The 20,769-nt window shown below is 72.4% G+C and carries 13 protein-coding genes; 11 read left to right on the forward strand and 2 right to left on the reverse strand.

Annotated elements, in window-relative coordinates; genetic code table 11:
• Positions 1–19: 19 nt before the first annotated feature.
• From ACT80S_RS08940 to ACT80S_RS08955, 4 genes are read left to right on the forward strand one after another with little or no spacing between them, the layout of a single operon-like run.
• Positions 20–4,057 (forward strand): YhdP family protein, encoded by a 4,038-nt coding sequence (locus ACT80S_RS08940; protein ID WP_377415280.1) that lies wholly within the window; start codon positions 20–22, stop codon positions 4,055–4,057.
• A gap of 10 nt (positions 4,058–4,067) precedes the next feature.
• Positions 4,068–4,892 carry a carbon-nitrogen hydrolase family protein gene (locus ACT80S_RS08945; RefSeq protein ID WP_377415281.1) on the forward strand — a complete coding sequence of 275 codons (825 nt, stop codon included), beginning with the start codon at positions 4,068–4,070 and terminating at the stop codon, positions 4,890–4,892.
• 4 nt (positions 4,893–4,896) lie between these two features.
• Positions 4,897–6,936 (forward strand): two-component system sensor histidine kinase NtrB, encoded by a 2,040-nt coding sequence (locus ACT80S_RS08950; RefSeq protein WP_377415282.1) that lies wholly within the window; start codon positions 4,897–4,899, stop codon positions 6,934–6,936.
• Positions 6,937–6,939: 3 nt separating this feature from the next.
• Positions 6,940–7,569 (forward strand): response regulator transcription factor, encoded by a 630-nt coding sequence (locus ACT80S_RS08955; protein ID WP_377415283.1) that lies wholly within the window; start codon positions 6,940–6,942, stop codon positions 7,567–7,569.
• Positions 7,570–7,578: 9 nt separating this feature from the next.
• On the opposite strand, the gene ACT80S_RS08960 is transcribed toward ACT80S_RS08955, so the two are convergent.
• Positions 7,579–7,701, reverse strand: coding sequence for a hypothetical protein (locus tag ACT80S_RS08960; protein WP_377415284.1), 123 nt, complete (start codon positions 7,699–7,701; stop codon positions 7,579–7,581).
• On the opposite strand from ACT80S_RS08960, the gene mltA reads away from it, so the two are divergent.
• Positions 7,700–8,863 (forward strand): murein transglycosylase A, encoded by a 1,164-nt coding sequence (mltA, locus tag ACT80S_RS08965; RefSeq protein ID WP_377415285.1) that lies wholly within the window; start codon positions 7,700–7,702, stop codon positions 8,861–8,863. The two genes, ACT80S_RS08960 and mltA, sit on opposite strands and share 2 nt — an antisense overlap.
• Positions 8,864–8,868: 5 nt before the next feature.
• The gene (locus tag ACT80S_RS08970; protein WP_377415286.1) at positions 8,869–10,836 is read left to right on the forward strand and encodes a PhoX family protein; all 1,968 of its coding nucleotides are present in this window, start codon (positions 8,869–8,871) and stop codon (positions 10,834–10,836) included.
• Between the two features lie 3 nt (positions 10,837–10,839).
• On the opposite strand, the gene ACT80S_RS08975 is transcribed toward ACT80S_RS08970, so the two are convergent.
• On the reverse strand, positions 10,840–11,319 hold the full coding sequence (locus ACT80S_RS08975) for an Lrp/AsnC family transcriptional regulator (RefSeq protein WP_377415287.1): 480 nt from the start codon (positions 11,317–11,319) through the stop codon (positions 10,840–10,842).
• Between the two features lie 114 nt (positions 11,320–11,433).
• On the opposite strand from ACT80S_RS08975, the gene ACT80S_RS08980 reads away from it, so the two are divergent.
• The 5 genes from ACT80S_RS08980 to ACT80S_RS09000 all read left to right on the forward strand — a co-directional run bounded on the left by ACT80S_RS08980 (position 11,434) and on the right by ACT80S_RS09000 (position 20,734).
• Positions 11,434–15,003 (forward strand): indolepyruvate ferredoxin oxidoreductase family protein, encoded by a 3,570-nt coding sequence (locus tag ACT80S_RS08980; protein ID WP_377415288.1) that lies wholly within the window; start codon positions 11,434–11,436, stop codon positions 15,001–15,003.
• A gap of 123 nt (positions 15,004–15,126) precedes the next feature.
• Positions 15,127–15,456: a preprotein translocase subunit YajC gene (yajC, locus tag ACT80S_RS08985; RefSeq protein WP_377415289.1), complete on the forward strand. Its 330-nt coding sequence runs from the start codon at positions 15,127–15,129 to the stop codon at positions 15,454–15,456.
• Positions 15,457–15,509: 53 nt separating this feature from the next.
• The gene (gene secD / locus ACT80S_RS08990) at positions 15,510–17,396 is read left to right on the forward strand and encodes a protein translocase subunit SecD (protein ID WP_377415290.1); all 1,887 of its coding nucleotides are present in this window, start codon (positions 15,510–15,512) and stop codon (positions 17,394–17,396) included.
• Positions 17,397–17,400: 4 nt separating this feature from the next.
• Positions 17,401–18,354 (forward strand): protein translocase subunit SecF, encoded by a 954-nt coding sequence (gene secF, locus ACT80S_RS08995; protein WP_377415291.1) that lies wholly within the window; start codon positions 17,401–17,403, stop codon positions 18,352–18,354.
• Positions 18,355–18,370: 16 nt separating this feature from the next.
• Complete coding sequence (locus tag ACT80S_RS09000; protein ID WP_377415292.1) at positions 18,371–20,734, forward strand: DUF1631 family protein; 2,364 nt, start codon at positions 18,371–18,373, stop codon at positions 20,732–20,734.
• Positions 20,735–20,769 lie beyond the last annotated feature (35 nt).

Here is a 20,769-nt window from a genome sequence, read left to right on the forward strand (position 1 = left end):
CTGAGACTTTCCGGTATTCATGAACGATCCGTTGCCGCCCTCACGCCTGTTCCGGGCGCTCTGCGCCGTCGCCAGCGGCGCGTGGTGGGCCTTGCTGGCCTTCTGGCTGCTGCTGGTGCTGGCCTGGGGCGGCTTGCATGGCTGGATCGTACCCAGAATCGGCGAGCTGCGTCCCCAGCTCGAAATCCAGGCCTCGCGCGCCCTGGGCATTCCGGTGCGCGTGGGCTCGGTCACCGCGCACAGCGACAGCCTCATGCCCTCGATCGAGCTGCGCGACGTGGTGCTGCTCGATGCGCAGAAGCGCGAGGCCCTGCGCCTGGCCCGCGTGGTGGTGGCGGTGTCCCCGCGCTCGCTGTGGAACCTGGGTTTCGAGCAGCTGTATGTCGAGGGCCCCGAGGTCGATGTGCGCCGGTCAGCCGATGGCCGCCTGTGGGTCGCCGGCCTCGATGTCTCGCAGGGCGGCGGCGACGACCGCGTCGTCGACTGGTTCTTCCGCCAGAAGGAGGCGGTGGTCCTGGGGGGCACGGTGCGCTGGACCGACGAGAAGCGCCAGGCCCCGACGCTGGCGCTGTCCGACGTGCAGTTCGTGGTGCGCAACGGCCCGCGCAGCCACGCGCTGCGCCTGGATGCGACGCCCCCGGCCGACTGGGGCCAGCGCTTCAGCCTGCGCGCCCAGATGCGCCAGCCTCTGCTGTCGACGCACCCCGGCCGCTGGCAGTCGTGGAGCGGCCAGCTGTTCGCCGACTTCCCAGGCGTGGACCTGTCGCAGCTGCGCCGCCAGGCCGACCTGGGCATCGACCTGCGCGGCGGCCGCGGCATGCTGCGTGCCTGGGTCGACGTGGAGGCTGGCCGGCCCATGGGCGGCGCCGCCGACGTGTCGCTCCAGCAGGTCGACGCCGTTCTCGGCGCCGGCCGCCCGCCGCTGGCCCTGGCCTCCCTGGGCGGGCGGCTGTCCGGCAAGTGGCTGAAGGAGGGCTTCGAGTTCGAGACCCAGGGGCTGCAGTTCGAGACGGCCGACGGCCAGCGCTGGCCCGGCGGCAACGTCGCCGTGTCCTGGCGCGCCGCGCAGGGCCGCGAGCCGGAGCAGGGCCAGGTGCGCGCCGACAAGCTGGACCTGGGCGCGCTGGGCCGCATCGCCAGCCACCTGCCGCTGGACGCCGGCACCCACGCCCTGCTCACGGCCCATGGCCCGCGGGGCCTGGTCGACCAGCTCCAGGCGAGCTGGCAGGGCCCGCCGGAGCAGTTGCAGAGGTACCAGGCCAAGGGCCGCCTCGCCGGCTTCGCCCTGCCGGCCCACGCCGCCACTGGCCGCCCGGGCATCGCCGGCGCCACGCTCGACTTCGACTTCACCGAGGCCGGCGGCAAGGGCCGCCTGCAGGTGGCCAACGGCCTGGTGGACCTGCCGGGCGTGCTGGAGCAGCCGCAGGTGCCGCTGGACCAGCTCTCCGCCGACCTGCAGTGGCAGCAATCGGGCGGGCGACTGAGCGTGAGCGCCACCCAGCTGCGCCTGGCCAACGCCGACGTGCAGGCCGAGGGCCAGGCCAGCTGGCGCACCGGCGACGGGGCGGCCCGCTACCCCGGCGTGCTGGACCTTACCCTGGCCCTGCCGAGGGCCGACGGCACGCGCGTGTGGCGCTACCTGCCGCTGGGGGTGCCCAAGGAGACCCGCGACTACGTGCGCGAGGCGGTGCAGGCCGGCCGCGCCGAAGCCGGCAAGGTGCGGGTGCGCGGCGACCTGCGCGACTTCCCCTTCACCGACCCGCGCCGCGGCGACTTCCGCATCAGTGCCCGCGTGCGCGACGTGACCTATGCCTATGTGCCCCGGGCCAACCCGCGCGCCCCGCAGCCCTGGGCGCCGCTGACGGGGCTGTCCGGCGAGCTGGTGTTCGAGCGCAACGCGATGTTCATCAAGGGCGCGCAGGGCGGTTTCGCCGGCGCGCCCGGCCTGCAGGTGCGCGCCGACGCCACCATCCCGCGCCTCGATGCCACCGTGGTCGGCATCACCGGCCAGGTGCGCGGCCCGCTCGCCGAGCAGTTGCAGGTGTTCAGCGCCACCCCGGTCTCGGCCGACATCGGCCACCCGATGGCGCGCGCCGCCGCCAGCGGCCCCGCCGAACTGCGCCTGCGCCTGTCGCTGCCGGTGGCCACCATCGACCGCAGCACGGTGCAGGGCACCGTGACCCTCGCCGGCAACGACCTGCTGGTCGCGCCCGGCGTCCCGCAGCTCACGCGGGCCCGCGGCAACGTGACCTTCAACGAGCGGGGCTTCAGCCTGGCTGGCGTGCAGGCCCGCGCCCTGGGCGGCGACGTGCGCGTGGAGGGCGGCACGCGCGCCCGCGCCGCGCCGGGCGAGGCGGCCTCGGTGATCCGCGCCCAGGGCACGGCCACCGCCGACGGCCTGCGCCAGGCCCGCGAGCTGGGGCCGGTGGCCCGCATCGCGCGCAACGCCACCGGCGCCGCCGCCTACGCGGTGACCCTGGGCCTGCGCCCGGCGGGCGTCGACATCCTGGTCACCAGCTCGCTGCAGGGCCTCGGCCTGGCCCTGCCGGCGCCGCTGGCCAAGGCACCCGAGGCGGCCCTGCCGCTGCGCTTCGAGATCGTCAACGCGGCGAACCGGCCGCAGGACCAGCTCTCGCTGGAGCTGGGGCGCCAGCTCGTGGCCACCTACGTGCGCGACACGTCCGGGCCCGAGCCCGTGGCGGTGCGCGGCGCGCTGGGCGTGGGCCTGGCGCCGGGCGAGGTCGCGGCGCTGCCGGACCAGGGCGTCGGCGCCAACATCAACCTCGGCAGCGCCAACGTCGACGCCTGGGAGCAGGTGCTGGGCGGCCCGGCCCAGGCCGCGGCGCCCGCGCGCGGCCCGGGCCCGGGCGGCGGGGCGAATGCCGGCGCGGCGGCTGCCACGGCCGCCGCGCAGTCCTACCTGCCCACCACCCTGGCGCTGCGCGCGCGCGAGCTCGTCGTGGCCGGCCGCACCCTGAACAACCTGGTCGCCGGCGGCGCCCGCGAGGGCCAGACCTGGCGAGCCAACGTCGACGCCACCCAGCTCAGTGGCTACCTCGAGTACCGCGAGCCGGTCGGCGCCACCGCCGGGCGCGTGATGGCGCGGCTCGCCCGCCTGTCCCTCGGCGCCTCGGCGGCCGGCGCGGTGGAGTCGCTGCTGGACGAACAGCCCGCCTCCATCCCCGCCCTGGACGTGGTCGTCGAGGACTTCGAGCTGCGGGGCAAGAAGCTGGGCCGCCTGGAGATCGACGCCGTCAACCGCGCCGCCGGCGCCGGCTCGGTGGCCGAGTGGCGCCTGAACCGGCTGGCCATGACCATGCCCGAGGCCGGCTTCACCGCCACCGGCAACTGGGCGGCCGTCACCGCCCCGGCGCCCCGCGCGCGCGGCCCCGAGCGGCGCCGCACGGTGATGAACTTCCGCCTCGAGGTGGCCGACGCCGGCGGACTGCTCGGCCGCCTGGGCATGAAGGACCTGGTGCGCCGCGGCCGCGGCCGCTTCGAGGGCCAGGTGGCCTGGGCCGGCTCGCCGCTCTCGCTGGACTACCCCAGCATGAGCGGCAGCTTCGCGGTCAACGTGGAGTCGGGCCAGTTCCTCAAGGCCGACCCGGGCCTGGCCAAGCTGCTCGGCGTCCTGAGCCTGCAGGCCCTGCCGCGCCGCCTCACGCTGGACTTCCGCGACGTCTTCAGCGAGGGCTTCGCCTTCGACTTCGTGCGCGGCGACATCCGCATCGACCAGGGCATCGCCTCCACCAACAACCTGCAGATGAAGGGCGTGAACGCCGCCGTCCTGATGGAGGGCCGCGCCGACCTCGCCCGCGAGACGCAGGAGCTGAAGGTGGTGGTCGTGCCCGAGATCAACGCCGGCACCGCCTCGCTGGTGGCCAGCGTCATCAACCCCGCGGTGGGCCTGGGCTCCTTCCTCGCGCAGCTGGTGCTGCGCGAGCCCCTGATCCGCGCCAACACCCAGGAGTTCCAGGTGGACGGCACCTGGACCGAGCCGCGCGTCACGCGCATCGAACGGGCGGCGTCCAGCCCCAGCGCCAGCCCGAGCAACTGAGACGACCGCCATGACCCTGCAAGCCGCCACGATCCAGATGGTCTCCGCCCCCTCGGTGCAGGCCAACCTCGACGCCGCCCGCGCGCTGCTGGGCCGCGCCGCCGCCGAGGGCGCCGAACTCGCGGTGCTGCCCGAGTACTTCTGCCTCATGGGCCGGCGCGACGCCGACAAGCTGGACCACCGCGAGGCCTTCGGCCAGGGCCCGATCCAGGACTTCCTGGCGCGCAGCGCGCGCGAGCTGGGCCTGTGGGTGGTGGGCGGCACGCTGCCCCTGCGCGCCGACAGCGACGCGCACGTGCGCAACGCCACCCTGGTGTTCTCGCCACAGGGCGAGTGCGTGGCCCGCTACGACAAGATCCACCTGTTCTGCTTCGACAACGGGCGCGAGCGCTATGACGAGTCGCGCGTCATCGAGGCCGGCGCGCGGCCCGTCACCTTCGAGCTGCAGGCGCGCGATGGCCGCGCCTGGCGCATCGGCCTGTCGGTCTGCTACGACCTGCGCTTCCCCGAGCTGTACCGCTGCCTGGCCGATGCCGGCGCCGAGGTGCTGCTGGTGCCCAGCGCCTTCACCCACACCACCGGCCAGGCGCACTGGGAGACGCTGCTGCGCGCCCGCGCCATCGAGAACCTGGCCTACGTGCTGGCGCCGGCGCAGGGCGGCTTCCACGAGAACGGGCGGCGCACCTGGGGCCATTCGATGGTGATCGACCCCTGGGGCCAGGTCCAGGCCTGCCGCACGGCCGAGGGCCCGGGCGTGCTCCTCACCGCGCTCGACCCGCAGCGCCTGGCGCAGTGCCGCGCGCAGCTGCCGGCGCTGACCCACCGGGTCCTCTGAGTCCATGGCCGACACCGCCGCCACCACGCCCCTGCCGGTGCCCCCGCCCGCGCCGCCGCTGGCCTCGCGCCGCTGGCTGTGGGCCGCCCTCGTGCCGCTGGTGGCCGGCATGCTCGCCACCCTGGTGTGGCTGGCCGGGCGCTACGAGGCCAGCCAGGTGCAGGGCGACCTCGAGCGCGACACGCTGGCGGCGGCCGCCGACATCCGCGCCGGCCTGGCGCGCAGCGCGCAGAACCTGCAGGCGCTCAACGCCAGCCGGCGCCACCTGCCCACCTGGCAGGCCGAGGCCGAGGCGCTGCTGCGGTCCCACCGGGAGATCCTGCGCATCGAGTGGCGGGGCATGGACCTGCAGGCGGTGTCCGTGGTGGAGTCGCCCTACCGGCTGCCGGCCTTCGGGCGCTTCGGGCGCGGGCAGGCGCAGGCCGACGTGGCGCTGGCCTGCGCCCAGGCCCGCCGCCTGAACCAGCCGGCCTACTCCACCAGCTACTACCTGCCGCAACCCGATGGCATGGGCATCGAGGTGATGGACCTGTGCCTGCCCGAGGCCAGTGGCGGCGAGTACACCGGCTACGTGGTCGCCACCTACTCGCTCGGCGAGATCCTCGCCAGCCTGGTCGGCCCGCAGCTCACACGCAACCAGGAGGTCTCGTTCACCGAGGCCGACGGCACCCGGCTGGCCCTGCACGGACTGGCCAAGCGCGGGCGCCGCACCTTCACCGCGCAGCAGCTGCTGGACCTGCCGGGCAACACCCTGGTGCTGCGCATGGAGAGCTGGCGCGCCGCGCCGGACCTGTTCCCCAACGTGCTCACCGCCCTGGTCACGGCGATGTCGATCGCCCTGGTGGCGGTGCTGGCCGTGCTCGGGAAGGACATGCGCCTGCGCATGCAGGTCGAACGCGACCTGGCCGACGCGCTCGCCTTCCGCAAGGCGATGGAGGATTCGCTGGTCACCGGCCTGCGCGCGCGCGACCTCCAGGGGCGCATCACCTACGTCAACCCCGCGTTCTGCGAGATGGTGGGCTTCACGCAGGAGGAACTGCTCGGGCAGTCGCTGTCCGCGCCGTACTGGCCGCCGGAACTGGCCAACGAGTACCGCAAGCGCCAGGAAGTGCGCCTGGCCGGCCAGCACACGCCGCCGCGCGAGGGCTTCGAGTCGGTCTTCATGCGCAAGGACGGCTCGCGTTTCCCGGTCCTGATCATCGAGGCGCCCCTGATCAACGCGCAGGGCGTGCAGACCGGGTGGATGTCGGCCTTCCTCGACATCAGCGAGCAGCGCCGCGTCGAGGAGCTCTCGCGCGCCAGCCAGGAGCGGCTGCAGGCCACCGCCCGCCTGGCCACCGTGGGCGAGATGGCCTCGCTGCTCTCCCACGAGCTGAACCAGCCGCTGGCGGCGATCTCCAGTTACGCCACCGGCTCGCGCAACCTGCTGCAGGACGGCGACCTCGAGGGCCTGGACGGGGCGCTGCAACGCATCGCGCAGCAGGCCGAGCGCGCCGGCAAGGTGATCAAGAGCGTGCACGACTTCGTGCGCCGGCGCGACCAGGCCCGCGAGCCGGTGGCGCCGCAGGCCCTGGTGGACGCGGTCATGCCCCTGGTCACGCTGCAGGCGCGCAAACTGGGGATCACCGTGGTCACGCGCATCCCCGCCGGCCTGCCCCCGGCGCACTGCGACCGCACGATGGTCGAACAGGTGCTGCTCAATCTGGCGCGCAACGCCATGCAGGCGATGGACGAGGCGGGCTCGGCGCGCCCCTCGCTCACGCTGCAGGCGCGCCGCGCCGGCTCGGGGGAGAGCTCGGGCAAGGTCTGGCTGGAGTTCTCGGTGGCCGACGTCGGCCCCGGCATCCCGCAGGAGGTGCAGGAGCAGCTGTTCACGCCGTTCTTCACCACCAAGGCGGAAGGCATGGGCCTGGGCCTGTCCCTGTGCCGCACGGTCGTCGAGCAGCACGGCGGCCACCTGGTCTTCGAGCCCAACCCGCCGCAGGGTACGATCTTCCGCTTCACGCTGCCGGCCGCCGCGGCCGGCGACACCGCCCCCGACTGACCCATGCAACCCACCCAGGACGCAATCGTCTACATCGTCGATGACGACGCCGGCGTGCGCGAGGCGCTGGCCTGGCTCCTGCGCTCGCGCCGCCTCACCAGCGAGGCCTACGCCAGCGCCGACGATTTCGCTGCGATGCTCGAGCGCGGCTTCGCGCCGCAGCAGCCGTCCTGCCTGCTGCTGGACGTGCGCATGCCCGGCACCAGCGGCCTGGCGCTGTTCGACGGGCTGGCTGCGCGCGGCCTGGTGGACCTGGTGCCCGTCATCTTCCTCACCGGCCATGCCGACGTGCCCACCGCCGTCCACATGGTCAAGCGCGGCGCCTTCGACTTCTGCGAGAAGCCCTTTTCCGACAACGCCTTGGTGGACCGCATCGAGCAGGCGCTGGCCCGCTCCGCCCAGGTGCTGGCGCAGCGCCGGGCCACACTGCAGCTGCAGGCGCGGCTGTCCGAACTCACGCAGCGCGAGCGCGACGTCATGGAGCTGGTGGCCAAGGGCCTGCCGAACAAGCTGATCGCCGACCAGCTCGAGATCAGCGTGCGCACGGTGGAAGTCCACCGCGCGCGGGTGTTCGACAAGATGGACGTGAAGTCGGCGGTGGAACTCGCCAACGTCCTGCGCGATCAGGCCTGAGGCGGCCGGTCAGGCCGGGGGGTCGTCGTCCTTCGGCGGCTCGCCCTTGGGGCGGCCCGAGAACATCGTCCACCACACGATCAGGACCAGCACCGCGAGGGCCAGCAGGGCTTCGAGCAGAATCAGCAGCATGAATGCGAGTTTCGGTTGGGTGGCGCGCGCCATTGTAGGAACGGTCCTGGCCCTGCTGGCCGGCTGCGCCAGCACGCCGCTGCCCGAGCCCGCGGCCCCGGCCCGGCCCGACGCCGCGCCGGCCGCCGCCCCAGCCGCCGCGGACGAGGCCCCGCTGCCGCCGCCGCGCGCCAGCGGCAAGAGCCGCTGGGTCCCGGTGCGCTGGCAGGAGCTGCCCGGCTTCGAGGGCGACGCCCTGCACGAGGCCTGGAACGCCTGGATCAAGAGCTGCGAGCGCCCCGCCGCGTCCTTCACCGCGCTGTGCCCCCAGGTGCGCCAGCTGGCCATCGCCTCCGGCGAGGAGCAGCGCGCGTGGATGCGGCGGCACCTGCAGCCGTTCCGCGTCGAGCCGCTGCAGGCGGGCGAGCCGGGCCTGCTCACCGCCTACTACGAGCCGCTGCTGGACGCCTCGCGCCAGCCCACCGCCACCCACCGCGTGCCCCTGTACCGCCTGCCGGCCGACCTGGCCCAGCGCCGGCCCTGGTTCACCCGCCAGGAGATGGACACGCTGCCCGAGGCGCGCGCCGCCCTGCGCGGGCGCGAGATCGCCTGGCTGGCCGACCCGGTCGACGCGCTGGTGCTGCAGATCCAGGGCTCCGGCCGCCTGCGCCTGACCGAGCCGGACGGCCGCCAGCGCCTGGTGCGCCTGGCCTATGCCGGCACCAACGACCAGCCCTATCGCAGCGTCGGCAGCTGGCTGCTGCAGCAGCGGCTGGTGAAGGACGCCTCCTGGCCCGGCATCAAGGCCTGGGTGCGTGACAACCCGCAGCGGGTGCAGGAGATGCTCTGGGCCAACCCCCGCATGGTGTTCTTCCGCGAGGAGCCGCTGGACGACCTGGCCGCCGCCTTCGGCCCGCGCGGTGCGCAGGGCGTGCCGCTCACGCCGGGCCGCTCGATCGCGGTGGACCGCGAGAGCATTCCCTACGGCACGCCGGTGTGGCTGCAGTCCACCGGCCCGCAGACCTCGCTGGCCCGCCTGGTGCTGGCGCAGGACACCGGCAGCGCCATCGTCGGCGCGGTGCGCGCCGACTACTTCGCCGGCTGGGGCGCCGAGGCCGGCGAGCTGGCCGGCCGCCTCAAGCAACCGCTTCGCCTGTGGGTCCTGTGGCCCCGGCAACCCTGATGTCCATGACGACCCGTCGCGATCTCCTCAAGGCCGCCGCCGGCCTGCCCGCCCTGCCGCTGTTGCCGCTGGCCTCGCTGGCCGGCTGCGCGGTGCCCCCGGCCTCCGCCGTCTCCCCGGCAGCCGCCGTTCCCGCTGCCGCCCTGACCGGCCTGCGTTTCACCGGCATGCCCGCGCCCACGCTGGCCGAACCCGCCGCCATGGCGTCCACCACGGTGGGCTCGCGCCTGCAGGCGCGCTTCGCCGACGGCAGCGTGCGCGAGTGGCCCCTGGGCTATGAGCGCCTGTTCGCCACCGGCCAGCGCGTGCCCGACGGCCGCGGCGGCCAGGTCGTCGCCGGCGGCTGCTACGACATCCGCCAGCAGCCGATCATGGACCGCTCGGTCCCGGGCCGCGAGCGCCAGTTCTTCTCCGACTGCCCGGACGGCATGAGCCTGCTCACCCTGCCCGGCGTGCGCGCGCCGGGCGTGCAGGGCAACACCGTCTTCGCGGTGGTGCAGTTCGAGTACACCAGCCGCGACCAGGCCGGCCGCAGCGCCTACGGCATCCTGCCTTCGCCGATGGCGGTGCTCACGCTGGACCAGGACCCGGCCACCGGCCGGCTCGCGCTGGTGCGCTACCACCCGGTGGACACCGCGGGCGTGCACGGCCTGTGGACCACCTGCGGCGCCAGCCTCTCGCCCTGGAACACCCACCTCTCGAGCGAGGAGTACGAGCCCGACGCCGCCCGCGCCGACGACCCGCTGCTGCGGGGCTTCAGCGCCAGCCTCTACGGCGACCGGGCGCGCGCCAACCCGTACCGCTACGGCCACCTGCCCGAGGTCACGGTGAACGCCGACGGCACCGGCAGCATCCGCAAGCACTACGCCACCGGCCGCATCTCCAAGGAGCTGGTGCAGGTGATGCCCGACGAGCGCACCCTCATGATGGGGGACGATTTCAGCAACGCCGGCGCCTTCATGTTCGTCGCCGACCGCCCGCGCGACCTGTCCAGCGGCACGCTGTACGTGGCCCGCTGGAACGCCACCTCCAACGCCGGCCCCGGCGCGGCCACGCTCACCTGGATCCGCCTGGGCCATGCGAGCAGCTGCGAGATCGAGGCGCTGGTGGAGGGCGGGATCCGCGCCGCCGACATCATGGACATCCGCCGCACCGACCCGGGCGACGCCTCGTTCACCCGCATCCCGTACGCGGGCGGCTTCAACTGGGTGCGCCTGAAGCCCGGCATGGAAACGGCCGCGGCCTTCCTGGAGACCCACCGCTACGCCGCGCTCGTCGGCGGCAGCCTGGGCTTCACCAAGTGGGAGGGCACCACGCTCGACGCCCGCGACCGCGTGGCCTACGTGGCCATCTCGCGCATCGAGGCGCCGATGCGCAATGGCTCCGGCGGCATCGCGGTGCAGGGGCCCTTCTCGGGCGCGGTCTACCGGCTGAACCTGCGCCCCGGCCAGCGCGACGCCGCGGGCGCGGCCATCGCCAGCGACTGGGTGCCGGTGGACATGGCTGCCGTGCCGGCCCTGGTGGCGCGCGACCTCGGCGGCGACGCGCAACGCCCCAACCCGGGCCGCCGCGTCCAGGACGCCCTGGGCAACTTCGCCGACCCGGACCGCATCGCCTGCCCGGACAACCTCAAGTTCTCGCAGCGCCTGCGAACCCTGTTCATCGGCGAGGACAGCAGCACGCACGTGAACAACTTCCTGTGGGCCTACCAGGTGGACACCGGCGAGCTGGTGCGCCTGCTGTCCTGCCCGGTGGGCGCGGAGTCCACCGGCCTGCACGCGGTGGACGACATCCACGGCTGGACCTACGTCGCCACCAACTTCCAGCACCCGGGGGACTGGGAGTCGCCCCTGCATGACAAGGTCCGGCCGGTGCTCGAGCCGCTGGTGCGCGAAATGCACCTGGGCGGCTACGCCGGCGGGGTGGGGTACCTCACGCTGGGGCCGGCCCGGGCTGCGCCAGCTGCGGCCTGAGCCTCAGGCCGGCCGCAGGTGGTCCAGCGGCCACGCGCTGCTGGCCTTGACCTCCCCCAGCGAGAAGCTGGTGTGGAGGTCCTTCACGTTGGGCAGATTGATCAGGACCTCGCGCAGGAAGCGGGAGAAGCTGTCGAGGTCGCGCGCCACCACCTGCAGCTCGAAGGTGCCGGTGCCGCTGATGTAGTGGCAGGACACGATTTCGGGAATCTTGCGGATCGCCGCCTCCATCTGGCGGGTGCCTTCGCCGGTGGTGCGCTCGGCGTCCACCCGCACGAAGGCCAGCACCCCCAGGCCGATGCGGTGCCGGTCGATCTCGGCGTGGTAGCCCTTGATGTAACCCGCTTCCTCCAGTGCCCGCACCCGTCGCCAGCACGGCGCCGCCGACAGCCCCACCCGCTGCGCCAGTTCGGCGTTGGTCAGCCGCGCATCGGCCTGCAGCTCTTGCAGGATGCGCAGGTCGAATTTGTCGAGCGTTTCCATTTTTCCGTGTTTTGAGCAATATCCTTTCCTATCCTACAGAGGTTTGAGCATCAAAAGCAAAGACTTATCGAGTGTTGCGGCATACACTGCCCTCCACTACGGAGACAAGAAACCATGAACGCGCCCCTGCCTGAGCACATCCGCAAAGCGCTCGAGACGGTCACCCTGGACGACAAGTACTCGCTGGACTACGGCCGCGCCTTCATGAGCGGCGTGCAGGCCCTGGTCAAGTTGCCCATGCTCCAGCGCCAGCGCGACGCCCTGGCAGGCAAGAACACCGCCGGCTTCATCAGCGGCTACCGCGGCTCCCCCCTGGGCAGCTACGACCAGGCGCTGTGGAAGGCCAAGAAGTTCCTGCAGTCGCAGAACATCGTCTTCCAGCCGGGCGTGAACGAGGAGCTCGCCGCCACCGCGCTGTGGGGCACGCAGCAACTGGGCTTTGCGCCCGCGGGCGCCAACCGCTTCGACGGCGTCTTCGGCATCTGGTACGGCAAGGGCCCGGGCGTGGACCGCTGCTCCGACGTCTTCAAGCACGCCAACATGGCCGGCACCACGCCCTGGGGCGGCGTGATCGCGGTGGCCGGCGACGACCATGTCGCCAAGAGCTCCACCGCCGCCCACCAGAGCGACCACATCTTCAAGGCCTGCGGCCTGCCGGTGTTCTTCCCGGCCTCGGTGCAGGAGATCCTGGACCTGGGCATCCATGCCTTCGCCCTGAGCCGCTATGCCGGCGTCTGGTCGGGGATGAAGACCATCCAGGAGATCGTGGAGTCCAGCGCCGCGGCGCAGATCGACGCCGAGCGCGTGCAGATCATCCTGCCCGAGGACTTCGCCATGCCCCCGGGCGGCGTCCACATCCGCTGGCCCGACGCGCCGCTGGACCAGGAGCAGCGCCTGTTCGACTTCAAGTGGTACGCCGCGCTGGCCTACATCCGCGCCAACCGCCTGAACCACAACGTCATCGAGGGCCCCAACGACCGCTTCGGCATCATCGCCAGCGGCAAGGCCTACAACGACACCCGCCAGGCCCTGGCCGACCTCGGCCTCGACGACGCCACCTGCCAGCGCATCGGCCTGCGCCTGCACAAGGTGGGCGTGGTCTGGCCGCTGGAGGCGCAGGGCACGCGCGAGTTCGCCACCGGGCTGCGCGAGATCCTCGTCGTCGAGGAGAAGCGCCAGGTCATCGAGTACCAGATCAAGGAGGAGCTGTACAACTGGCGGCCCGACGTGCGCCCCAACGTGCTGGGCAAGTTCGACGAGCCCGAGGGCGACTTCACCGGCGGCGAGTGGTCCATGCCCAACCCCTCGGCCCATACCCTGCTGCGCGCCAATGCCGACCTGTCGCCGGCCATCATCGCCCGCGCCATCGCGCGCCGCCTCAAGAAGATCGGCGTGGACAGCGACACCGCCGCCCGCCTCGACGCCCAGCTGGCGCTGCTCGAGGCCAAGGAGCGCGCGATGCAGGTGCTCGAGGTCAAGGCCGACCGCGTGCCGTGGTTCTGCTCGGGCTGCCCGCACAACACGTCGACGAAGGTCCCCGAGGGCTCGCGCGCCATGGCCGGCATCGGCTGCCATTACATGGCCACCTGGATGGACCGCAACACCCTGGGCTTCACCCAGATGGGGGGCGAGGGCGTGCCCTGGGTCGGGCAGCAGCCCTTCACCCACGAGAAGCACGTGTTCGCCAACCTCGGCGACGGCACCTACTTCCACAGCGGCCTGCTGGCCATCCGCCAGGCCATCGCCGCGGGCGTGAACATCACCTACAAGCTCCTGTACAACGACGCGGTGGCCATGACCGGCGGCCAGCAGGTCGGCGAGCGGCCCGAGGGCCACTCGGTGCTGCAGATCGTGGGCAGCCTCACCGCCGAGGGCGTGAGCCGCCTGGTGATCGTCTCCGACCAGCCCGAGAAGTACACCCTGGCCCGGCTGCCCGATGGCGTGGAGGTGTTCCACCGCGACGAGCTCGACCGCCTGCAGCGCGAGTTCCGCGAGATCCCCGGCACCAGCGTCATCGTCTACGACCAGACCTGCGCCACCGAAAAGCGCCGCCGCCGCAAGCGCGGCACGATGGTCGACCCGGCCGTGCGCGTGGTGATCAACGACCTGGTCTGCGAGGGCTGCGGCGACTGCGGCGTGCAGTCCAACTGCCTGTCGGTGGAGCCGCTGGAGACGCCCTTCGGCCGCAAGCGCACCATCAACCAGAGCAGCTGCAACAAGGACATGAGCTGCCTCAAGGGCTTCTGCCCCAGCTTCGTCACCGTCGAGGGCGGCCAGCTGAAGAAGCAGGCCCGCGACCGCCGGCCCTCGCCGGCCGACCTCGGCGAGCTGCCCGACCCGGCCGTGCCCGCGCTGGTGCCCGGCCAGGCCTTCGGCATCGTGGTGGCCGGCGTCGGCGGCACCGGGGTCATCACCATCGGCCAGCTCCTGGGCATGGGCGCGCACCTGGAAGGCAAGGGCATCGTCACGCAGGACGCGGCGGGCCTGGCCCAGAAGGGCGGCGCCACCTGGAGCCACGTGCTGATCGGCGAGTCCGACGCCGCGATCCGCACCACCCGCGTGAGCATGGCCGGGGCGGATCTGGTCATCGGCTGCGACCCCATCGTCGCCGCCGGCAAGGAGACGGTGCTGCGCATGCGCGAGGGCCGCACCCGCGTCGCCCTCAACGCCCACAGCACGCCCACTGCCGCCTTCGTGCGCGACGCCAACTGGGTCAACCCCGAGGATGCCTGCGCCGGGGAGATCGCGCGGGCCGTCGGCGCCGGCGCGGTCGGCGCCTTCAATGTCGAGCGCGCCGCCACCCGCCTGATGGGCGACAGCCTCTATGCCAATCCCATGCTCCTCGGCTATGCATGGCAGAAGGGCTGGGTGCCGGTGGGCCTCGAGGCGCTGATGCGCGCCATCGAGCTCAATGGCGTGGCCGTCGACGCCAACAAGACCGCCTTCAACTGGGGCCGCCGGGCCGCCCACGACCCGGCCGCGGTGGAGCGCCTGGTCTCGCCCGCCCAGGTGGTCGAGCTGCACAAGCGCGAGACGCTGGACAGCCTGGTCGCCCGGCGCGTCGAGTTCCTCACGGCCTACCAGGACGCCGCCTACGCGCAGCAGTACCGTGACTTCGTCGAGAAGGTCCGCGCCGCCGAGGCCGGCCTGGGCAAGACCGCCCTGGCCGAGGCCGTGGCGCGCTACCTGTTCAAGCTGATGGCGTACAAGGACGAGTACGAGGTCGCCCGCCTGCACACGCAGGCCGGCTTCGCCGAGAAGATCGCCAGCCAGTTCGAGGGCGACTTCAAGGTCCACTACCACCTGGCCCCGCCGCTGCTGGCCCGCCGCAACGAGCGTGGCGAGCTGGTCAAGCGCAAGTACGGCCCGGCCATGGGCCTGGCCTTCCGCCTGCTGGCGCGCCTGCGCTTCCTGCGCGGGACGGCGCTGGATGTCTTCGGCCGCACCGGGGAGCGCCGCACCGAGCGCGCGCTGATCGCCGAGTACCGCGCCTGCGTCGAGGAACTGCTGGCCGGCCTCTCGGCCGGCAACCATGCGCTGGCCGTGGAGATCGCCCGGGTGCCGGAGCAGATCCGCGGCTTCGGCCATGTGAAGGAGCGCCACCTCGCCGCGGCCCGCCCGCAGTGGGAGGCCCTGATGGCGCGCTGGCGCGGCCGGCCGGCCGAGGGCCGCCTGGCCGCCTGAGGCCCGCACGCCACGCGCCCGCGGCCCAGCGCCTACAATTCCTCGATTCCGCCTCGCGGCGGCGCGATGGCGCCGGCGCGGGCGGTTTTCCACGTCAAGACCCAACGATTCCGAGGAGCCTCCGTGTTCATTTCCTCCGCCTTTGCCCAGACCGCCCCCGCCGCCGCCGGTGGCGACATGTCCTCCTCCTTCATGAGCATGCTGCCGCTGCTGCTCATGTTCGTGGTCCTGTACTTCATCATGATCCGCCCCCAGATGAAGCGCCAGAAGGAGCACAAGGCCATGCTCGAGGCCCTGGCCAAGGGTGACGAGATCACCACCGCCGGCGGCCTGGTGGGCCGCATCAGCAAGATCGGCGACACCTATGTCGGCCTGGAAGTGGCCAGCGGCGTCGAGGTGCAGGTCCAGCGCAGCGCCATCGTGCAGGTGCTGCCCAAGGGCACCCTGAAGTAATCACGGCCGCTGTCCCGTCCCTTCTCCCCGTTCTTCCCGCACGAACCGTCGTCATGAACCGTTACCCGGTCTGGAAGTACGCGATCCTCCTGGTCGCGTTGCTGGTGGGCGCCCTCTACACCCTGCCCAATTTCTTCGGCGAGGCGCCCGCTGTGCAGGTCTCGGCCGGCAAGGCCACCGTGAAGGTGGACGCCACCACCCAGGCCCGGGTGGAGCAGGCCCTGGCCGCCGCCGGCCTGGCGCCGCAGGCCCTCACCCTCGACGCCAGTTCCGTGCGGGTGCGCGTGGACAGCACCGACGCCCAGCTCAAGGTGAAGGACGCGCTGCAGCGCGCCCTCAACCCCGACCCGGCCGACCCGGCCTACGTCGTCGCCCTCAACCTGATCTCGGCCTCGCCGCGCTGGCTGTCGGCGCTGCATGCCGCGCCCATGTACCTGGGCCTGGACCTGCGCGGCGGCGTGCACTTCATGCTGCAGGTGGACATGCCCGCGGCGCTGACCAAGAAGGCCGAGGCCTTTGCGGGTGACCTGCGCACCCAGCTGCGCGAGGCCAACATCCGCCACGCCGGCATCAACCGCAATGGCCAGGCCATCGAGGTGCGCTTCCGTGAGGCCGCCACCCTGCAGCAGGCCCTCAAGCTGGTGGCCGACCAGTTCCCCGACCTGGCCGTCACCGCCGGCCCGGACGGCACCGAGTACCGCCTGGCGGCCTCGCTCAAGCCCGAGGCCGCCCGCAAGGTGCAGGAGCAGGCGCTCAAGCAGAACATCATGACCCTGCACAACCGGATCAACGAGCTCGGCGTGGCCGAGCCGGTGATCCAGCAGCAGGGCCTGGACCGCATCGTGGTCCAGCTGCCCGGCGTGCAGGACACGGCCAAGGCCAAGGACATCCTGGGCCGCACCGCCACCCTGGAGATGCGCCTGGTCGACGACTCCTCCGAGGCCCGCGCCGCCGAGCTCGGCACCGGCCCGGTGCCCTTCGGCTCCGAGCGCTACCTGGAGCGTGACGGCCGTGCGGTCATCGTCAAGAAGCAGGTCATCCTGACCGGCGACAGCCTGACCGACGCCCAGCCCGGCTTCGACTCGCAGAGCCAGCAGCCCAAGGTCGACCTCACCGTCGACGCCAAGGGCGGCCGCATCATGCGCGACACCAGCCGCGAGAACCTGAAGAAGCGCATGGCCATCCTGCTCTTCGAGAAGGGCAAGGGCGAGGTGCTGACCGCCCCGGTGATCCAGGGCGAGCTGGGCAACCGCTTCCAGATCTCCGGCTCCATGACCGTTGCCGAGGCCAACGACCTGGCCCTGCTGCTGCGCGCCGGTTCGCTGGCCGCGCCCATGGAGATCATCGAGGAGCTGACCATCGGCCCCACCCTGGGCGCCGAGAACATCGCCAAGGGCTTCCACAGCGTGGCCTGGGGCTTCGTCGTGATCTGCGCCTTCATGACGGTCTACTACATGCTGTTCGGCGTGTTCTCCAGCATCGCGCTGGCGGTGAACCTGCTGCTGCTGGTGGCCATCCTGTCGATGCTGCAGGCCACCCTGACCCTGCCCGGCATGGCCGCCATGGCGCTGGCGCTGGGCATGGCCATCGACTCGAACGTCCTGATCAACGAGCGGGTGCGCGAGGAGCTGCGCAACGGCGCCTCGCCGCAGGCGGCGATCCACGCCGGCTACGACCGCGCCTGGGCCACCATCCTGGACTCCAACATCACCACGCTGATCGCCGGCGTCGCCCTGCTGGCCTTCGGCTCCGGCCCGGTGCGCGGCTTCGCGGTGGTGCACTGCATCGGCATCCTGACCTCCATGTTCTCGGCGGTCTTCTTCTCGCGCGGCCTGGTCAACCTCTGGTACGGCCGGCGCAAGAAACTCAAGTCCGTCTCGATCGGCACCGTCTGGCGTCCTGAAGCCGGCAGCGCTATAAACAAGCCCGAGAGCCTGTAAGAAAATGGAATTCTTCAAGATCCGCCGCGACATCCCCTTCATGCGGCACGCGGTGGTGTTCAACATCATCTCGTTCGTCACCTTCGCGCTGGCCGTCTTCTTCCTGGCCACGCGCGGCCTTCACCTCTCGGTGGAGTTCACCGGCGGCACGGTGATGCAGGTCACCTACGACAAGCCGGCCGAGGTCGAGCGCATCCGCCAGGTCGTCGCCGGCCTGGGCTTCACCGATGTCCAGGTGCAGAACTTCGGCACCGCCCGCGACGTCATGATCCGGCTGCCGGCCCAGAAAGGTGTGAGTTCCGCGCAACAGAGCGAGAAGGTGCTGGCGGCCCTCAAGGCCCAGGACCCGGCCGTCAACCTCAAGCGCACCGAGTTCGTCGGCCCCTCCGTGGGCGAGGAGCTTGCGGCCGACGGCCTCAAGGCCCTGGCCGTGGTGATCGCCGGCATCGTGATCTACCTGGCGATCCGTTTCGAGTGGAAGTTCGCGGTCGCGGCCATCATCGCCAACCTGCACGACGTGGTCATCATCCTGGGCTTCTTCGCCTACTTCCAGTGGGAGTTCTCGCTGGCCGTGCTGGCGGCGGTGCTGGCCATCCTGGGCTACTCGGTCAACGAGTCGGTGGTGATCTTCGACCGCATCCGCGAGAACTTCCGCCGCTTCCGCAAGATGGACACGGTGGAGATCATCGACAACGCGATCACCTCCACCATCAGCCGCACCATCATCACCCACGGCAGCACGCAGATCATGGTGCTGTCGATGCTGCTGTTCGGCGGCGCCACCCTCTACTACTTCGCCCTGGCCCTGACCATCGGCATCCTGTTCGGCATCTACTCCTCGGTGTTCGTCGCCGCCGCCATCGCCATGTGGCTGGGCGTCAAGCGCGAGGACCTGGTCAAGGCGCCCCCCCGCAAGGACGGCGACCCGAACGACCCCAACGCCGGCGCCACCGTCTGAGTCCGGAGGGCCTCGCTTGACGCTCACCACGCCCAACGCACCCGGCACCCTGGCGCGCAGGGTGCGGGAGCAGTTCGTGGCCGAGCTCGAGGCCTGCCTGGAGCCGCTCTCGCTGGCCCTGGCCACCCGCCTGCTCGAGCAGGTGGACCGCAGCACCAGCACCCGGGAAGCGCACGAGCGGCGCGACGCGATGCTCGAGTACGAGCGGCTGCGCGCGAGCTGGGCGGCCGCGACGCGGCTGGCCTGGCGCCGGGGTGCGGCCGGCTTGGCGGGCGCCGCGCCGCCCGCCGCGGGGGGCGACCTCTCCCTGCTCGACCACGACGAGGTCGAGCGCAAGATCATCGCTTCGCGCCTGGCCATGTCCCTGCAGGAGGCGGGTGGCTGGGATTTCAATGACCTGCTGCGCCGCATGCAGCAGGTCGAGGGCGTCGAGCTGCCGGCCAGCGACGTCATCCGCCCCGAAGGCCTGGCCCAGCACCTGGTCGAGTCCTGGATGGCCTCGGGCCTGCCGCGCCGCACCTGGCTGCTGGCGGGCGACTTCTTCCAGCAGCAGCTCGGGCCGGTCGTGTCCCGGGCCTGGCAGCGGGCCAACCAATCGCTCATCGACGCGGGTGTGCTCCCGGACATCGGGGCGGGCCGCCGTGTCCGCCGCAGTCCCGACGCCGCTGCGCGCCCGCCCGGGGCGCCGGGCACCGGGCCCGGTGGCTTGCCGGGCGGCTCGGGCGCTTCCGGCGGCGGCGGTGGTGCCAGCGGCATGGGCCTGAGCACGGGCGGGGGGCTCGGCTTCGGCGGCGGGAGCGGCCGCGGCACGCCCACGGGCACCGGCGAGGCCGGGCCGGGGGCCGCGTCGGCCTGGGGCCAGGTACCGCCCGACAGCCGTCTCGCAGCCGGCGTGGAGTCGCCCCTGGCCCGCGTGCGCAGCCGGGCCCAGGGCCTGCTCGGACGCATGCGCCGGCTGATCGGCGAGCGTGTCGCCGACTTCGACCCCGGTCAGCCCGTCGTGCCCTCGCCGGCCCTGTCGGTGGCCCTCGGCCCGGTGGGCAGCACCCTGCTCGCCGATCCGGATGCCTTCGACGACCGTGCCGTCGCCCGCATCGCCCAGGCGCTGCGCGAGCAGAGCGGCGAACTCAAGCGCCAGGCCGGCTCGTCCACCGAGAAGGCGCTGATCGAGGTCGTCGCGCTGATGTTCCAGAGCATCCTGGCCGAGGAGCGCATCCCGCCCGCGGTGCGGGTTTGGTTCGCGCGCCTGCAGATGCCGGTGCTGCGCGTGGCTCTGGCCGAACCCGATTTCTTCGAGAGCCTGCAGCACCCCGCGCGCCTGCTGATCGACCGCATGGGCGCCTGCGTGCTCGGCTTCGACGGCGCCACCATCGACGGCAGCGAGATGGAGGCCGAGATCCGCCGCATCGTCCAGCTGGTCGAGCAGTACCCCGAGACCGGCCGCAAGGTCTTCCTGATGGCGCACGAGGAGTTCCAGAAATTCCTCTCGCGCTACCTCACCGACCAGGCCCCCGCCACGCGCCGCGTGGTCACCGTGGCCCAGCAGGTCGAGCAGAAGGAGACCATGGCGGTGCGCTACACGATCGAGCTGCGCCGCATGCTCGACGACATGCCGGTGCCGGCGGGCATCCGTGAATTCCTCTTCAAGGTCTGGGCCGAGGTGATGGCGGTCGCCGCCGTGCGCCACGGGGCCCAGCATCCCGACACCATCGCTCTCAAGAAATCCGCTGCCGAGCTGGTCTGGGCCGCGGGCGCCAAGCCCAACCGGGCGGAGCGCGCCCAGGTGATCCAGGGCCTGCCGCAACTCCTGCAGCGCCTGCGCCAGGGCATGACCCTGCTGGGTCTGCCGGCCGCGGAGCAGGATGCCCAGCTCAAGACCTTGAGCGACACCCTGGCCGATGCCTTCCAGTCCCGCACCGCGCCCATTCCCACCGCGCGCATCGAGGCCATCGCGGACTGCCTGACCAACCTCGAGAGCCTGGCCGCCGGCTTCGAGGCCGACCTGCCCCTGGATGCGGAGAGCCTGGGCGAGCTGCTCGGCGAGGAAGCGCGGGGCGTGGAGATCGTCACCGATGGTGGCGTGCGCCCCGGCGCCGCCATGATGGCCTGGGCGCGTGAGTTGCAGCCGGGCGCCTGGTTCCGGCTGGACCACAACGGCGAGGTCGAGCCGGTGCAGTACGCCTGGCGCTCCGAGGGCGGGCAGCTGCACCTGTTCACTGCGCCGGGCGGCCGCTGCGTGCTGCTGCAGGTGGGGCGGCTGGCGGCCTACCTGCAGGCCGGCCTGCTGGTGCCGCACGAGGACGAGGCGCTCACCGTGCGCGCCACGCGCGATGCGCTGGCCAAGCTGGACGCCAACCCGGAGCGGCTGCTGGCCGCCTGAGGGCCTCTCCCGAGGGGGGCTGGGGGCGGCGTGCC

The organism is Ramlibacter sp. MAHUQ-53, from assembly GCF_052600055.1.

Excerpts from the sequence above, each read along its gene's own strand:
- ACT80S_RS08940 (WP_377415280.1), top strand. The coding sequence starts at position 20 with ATGAACGATCCGTTGCCGCCCTCACGCCTGTTCCGGGCGCTCTGCGCC.
- ACT80S_RS08945 (WP_377415281.1), top strand. The coding sequence starts at position 4,068 with ATGACCCTGCAAGCCGCCACGATCCAGATGGTCTCCGCCCCCTCGGTG.
- ACT80S_RS08950 (WP_377415282.1), top strand. The coding sequence starts at position 4,897 with ATGGCCGACACCGCCGCCACCACGCCCCTGCCGGTGCCCCCGCCCGCG.
- ACT80S_RS08955 (WP_377415283.1), top strand. The coding sequence starts at position 6,940 with ATGCAACCCACCCAGGACGCAATCGTCTACATCGTCGATGACGACGCC.
- mltA (WP_377415285.1), top strand. The coding sequence starts at position 7,700 with ATGAATGCGAGTTTCGGTTGGGTGGCGCGCGCCATTGTAGGAACGGTC.
- ACT80S_RS08960 (WP_377415284.1), bottom strand. The coding sequence starts at position 7,701 with ATGCTGCTGATTCTGCTCGAAGCCCTGCTGGCCCTCGCGGTGCTGGTC.
- ACT80S_RS08970 (WP_377415286.1), top strand. The coding sequence starts at position 8,869 with ATGACGACCCGTCGCGATCTCCTCAAGGCCGCCGCCGGCCTGCCCGCC.
- ACT80S_RS08975 (WP_377415287.1), bottom strand. The coding sequence starts at position 11,319 with ATGGAAACGCTCGACAAATTCGACCTGCGCATCCTGCAAGAGCTGCAG.
- ACT80S_RS08980 (WP_377415288.1), top strand. The coding sequence starts at position 11,434 with ATGAACGCGCCCCTGCCTGAGCACATCCGCAAAGCGCTCGAGACGGTC.
- secD (WP_377415290.1), top strand. The coding sequence starts at position 15,510 with ATGAACCGTTACCCGGTCTGGAAGTACGCGATCCTCCTGGTCGCGTTG.
- secF (WP_377415291.1), top strand. The coding sequence starts at position 17,401 with ATGGAATTCTTCAAGATCCGCCGCGACATCCCCTTCATGCGGCACGCG.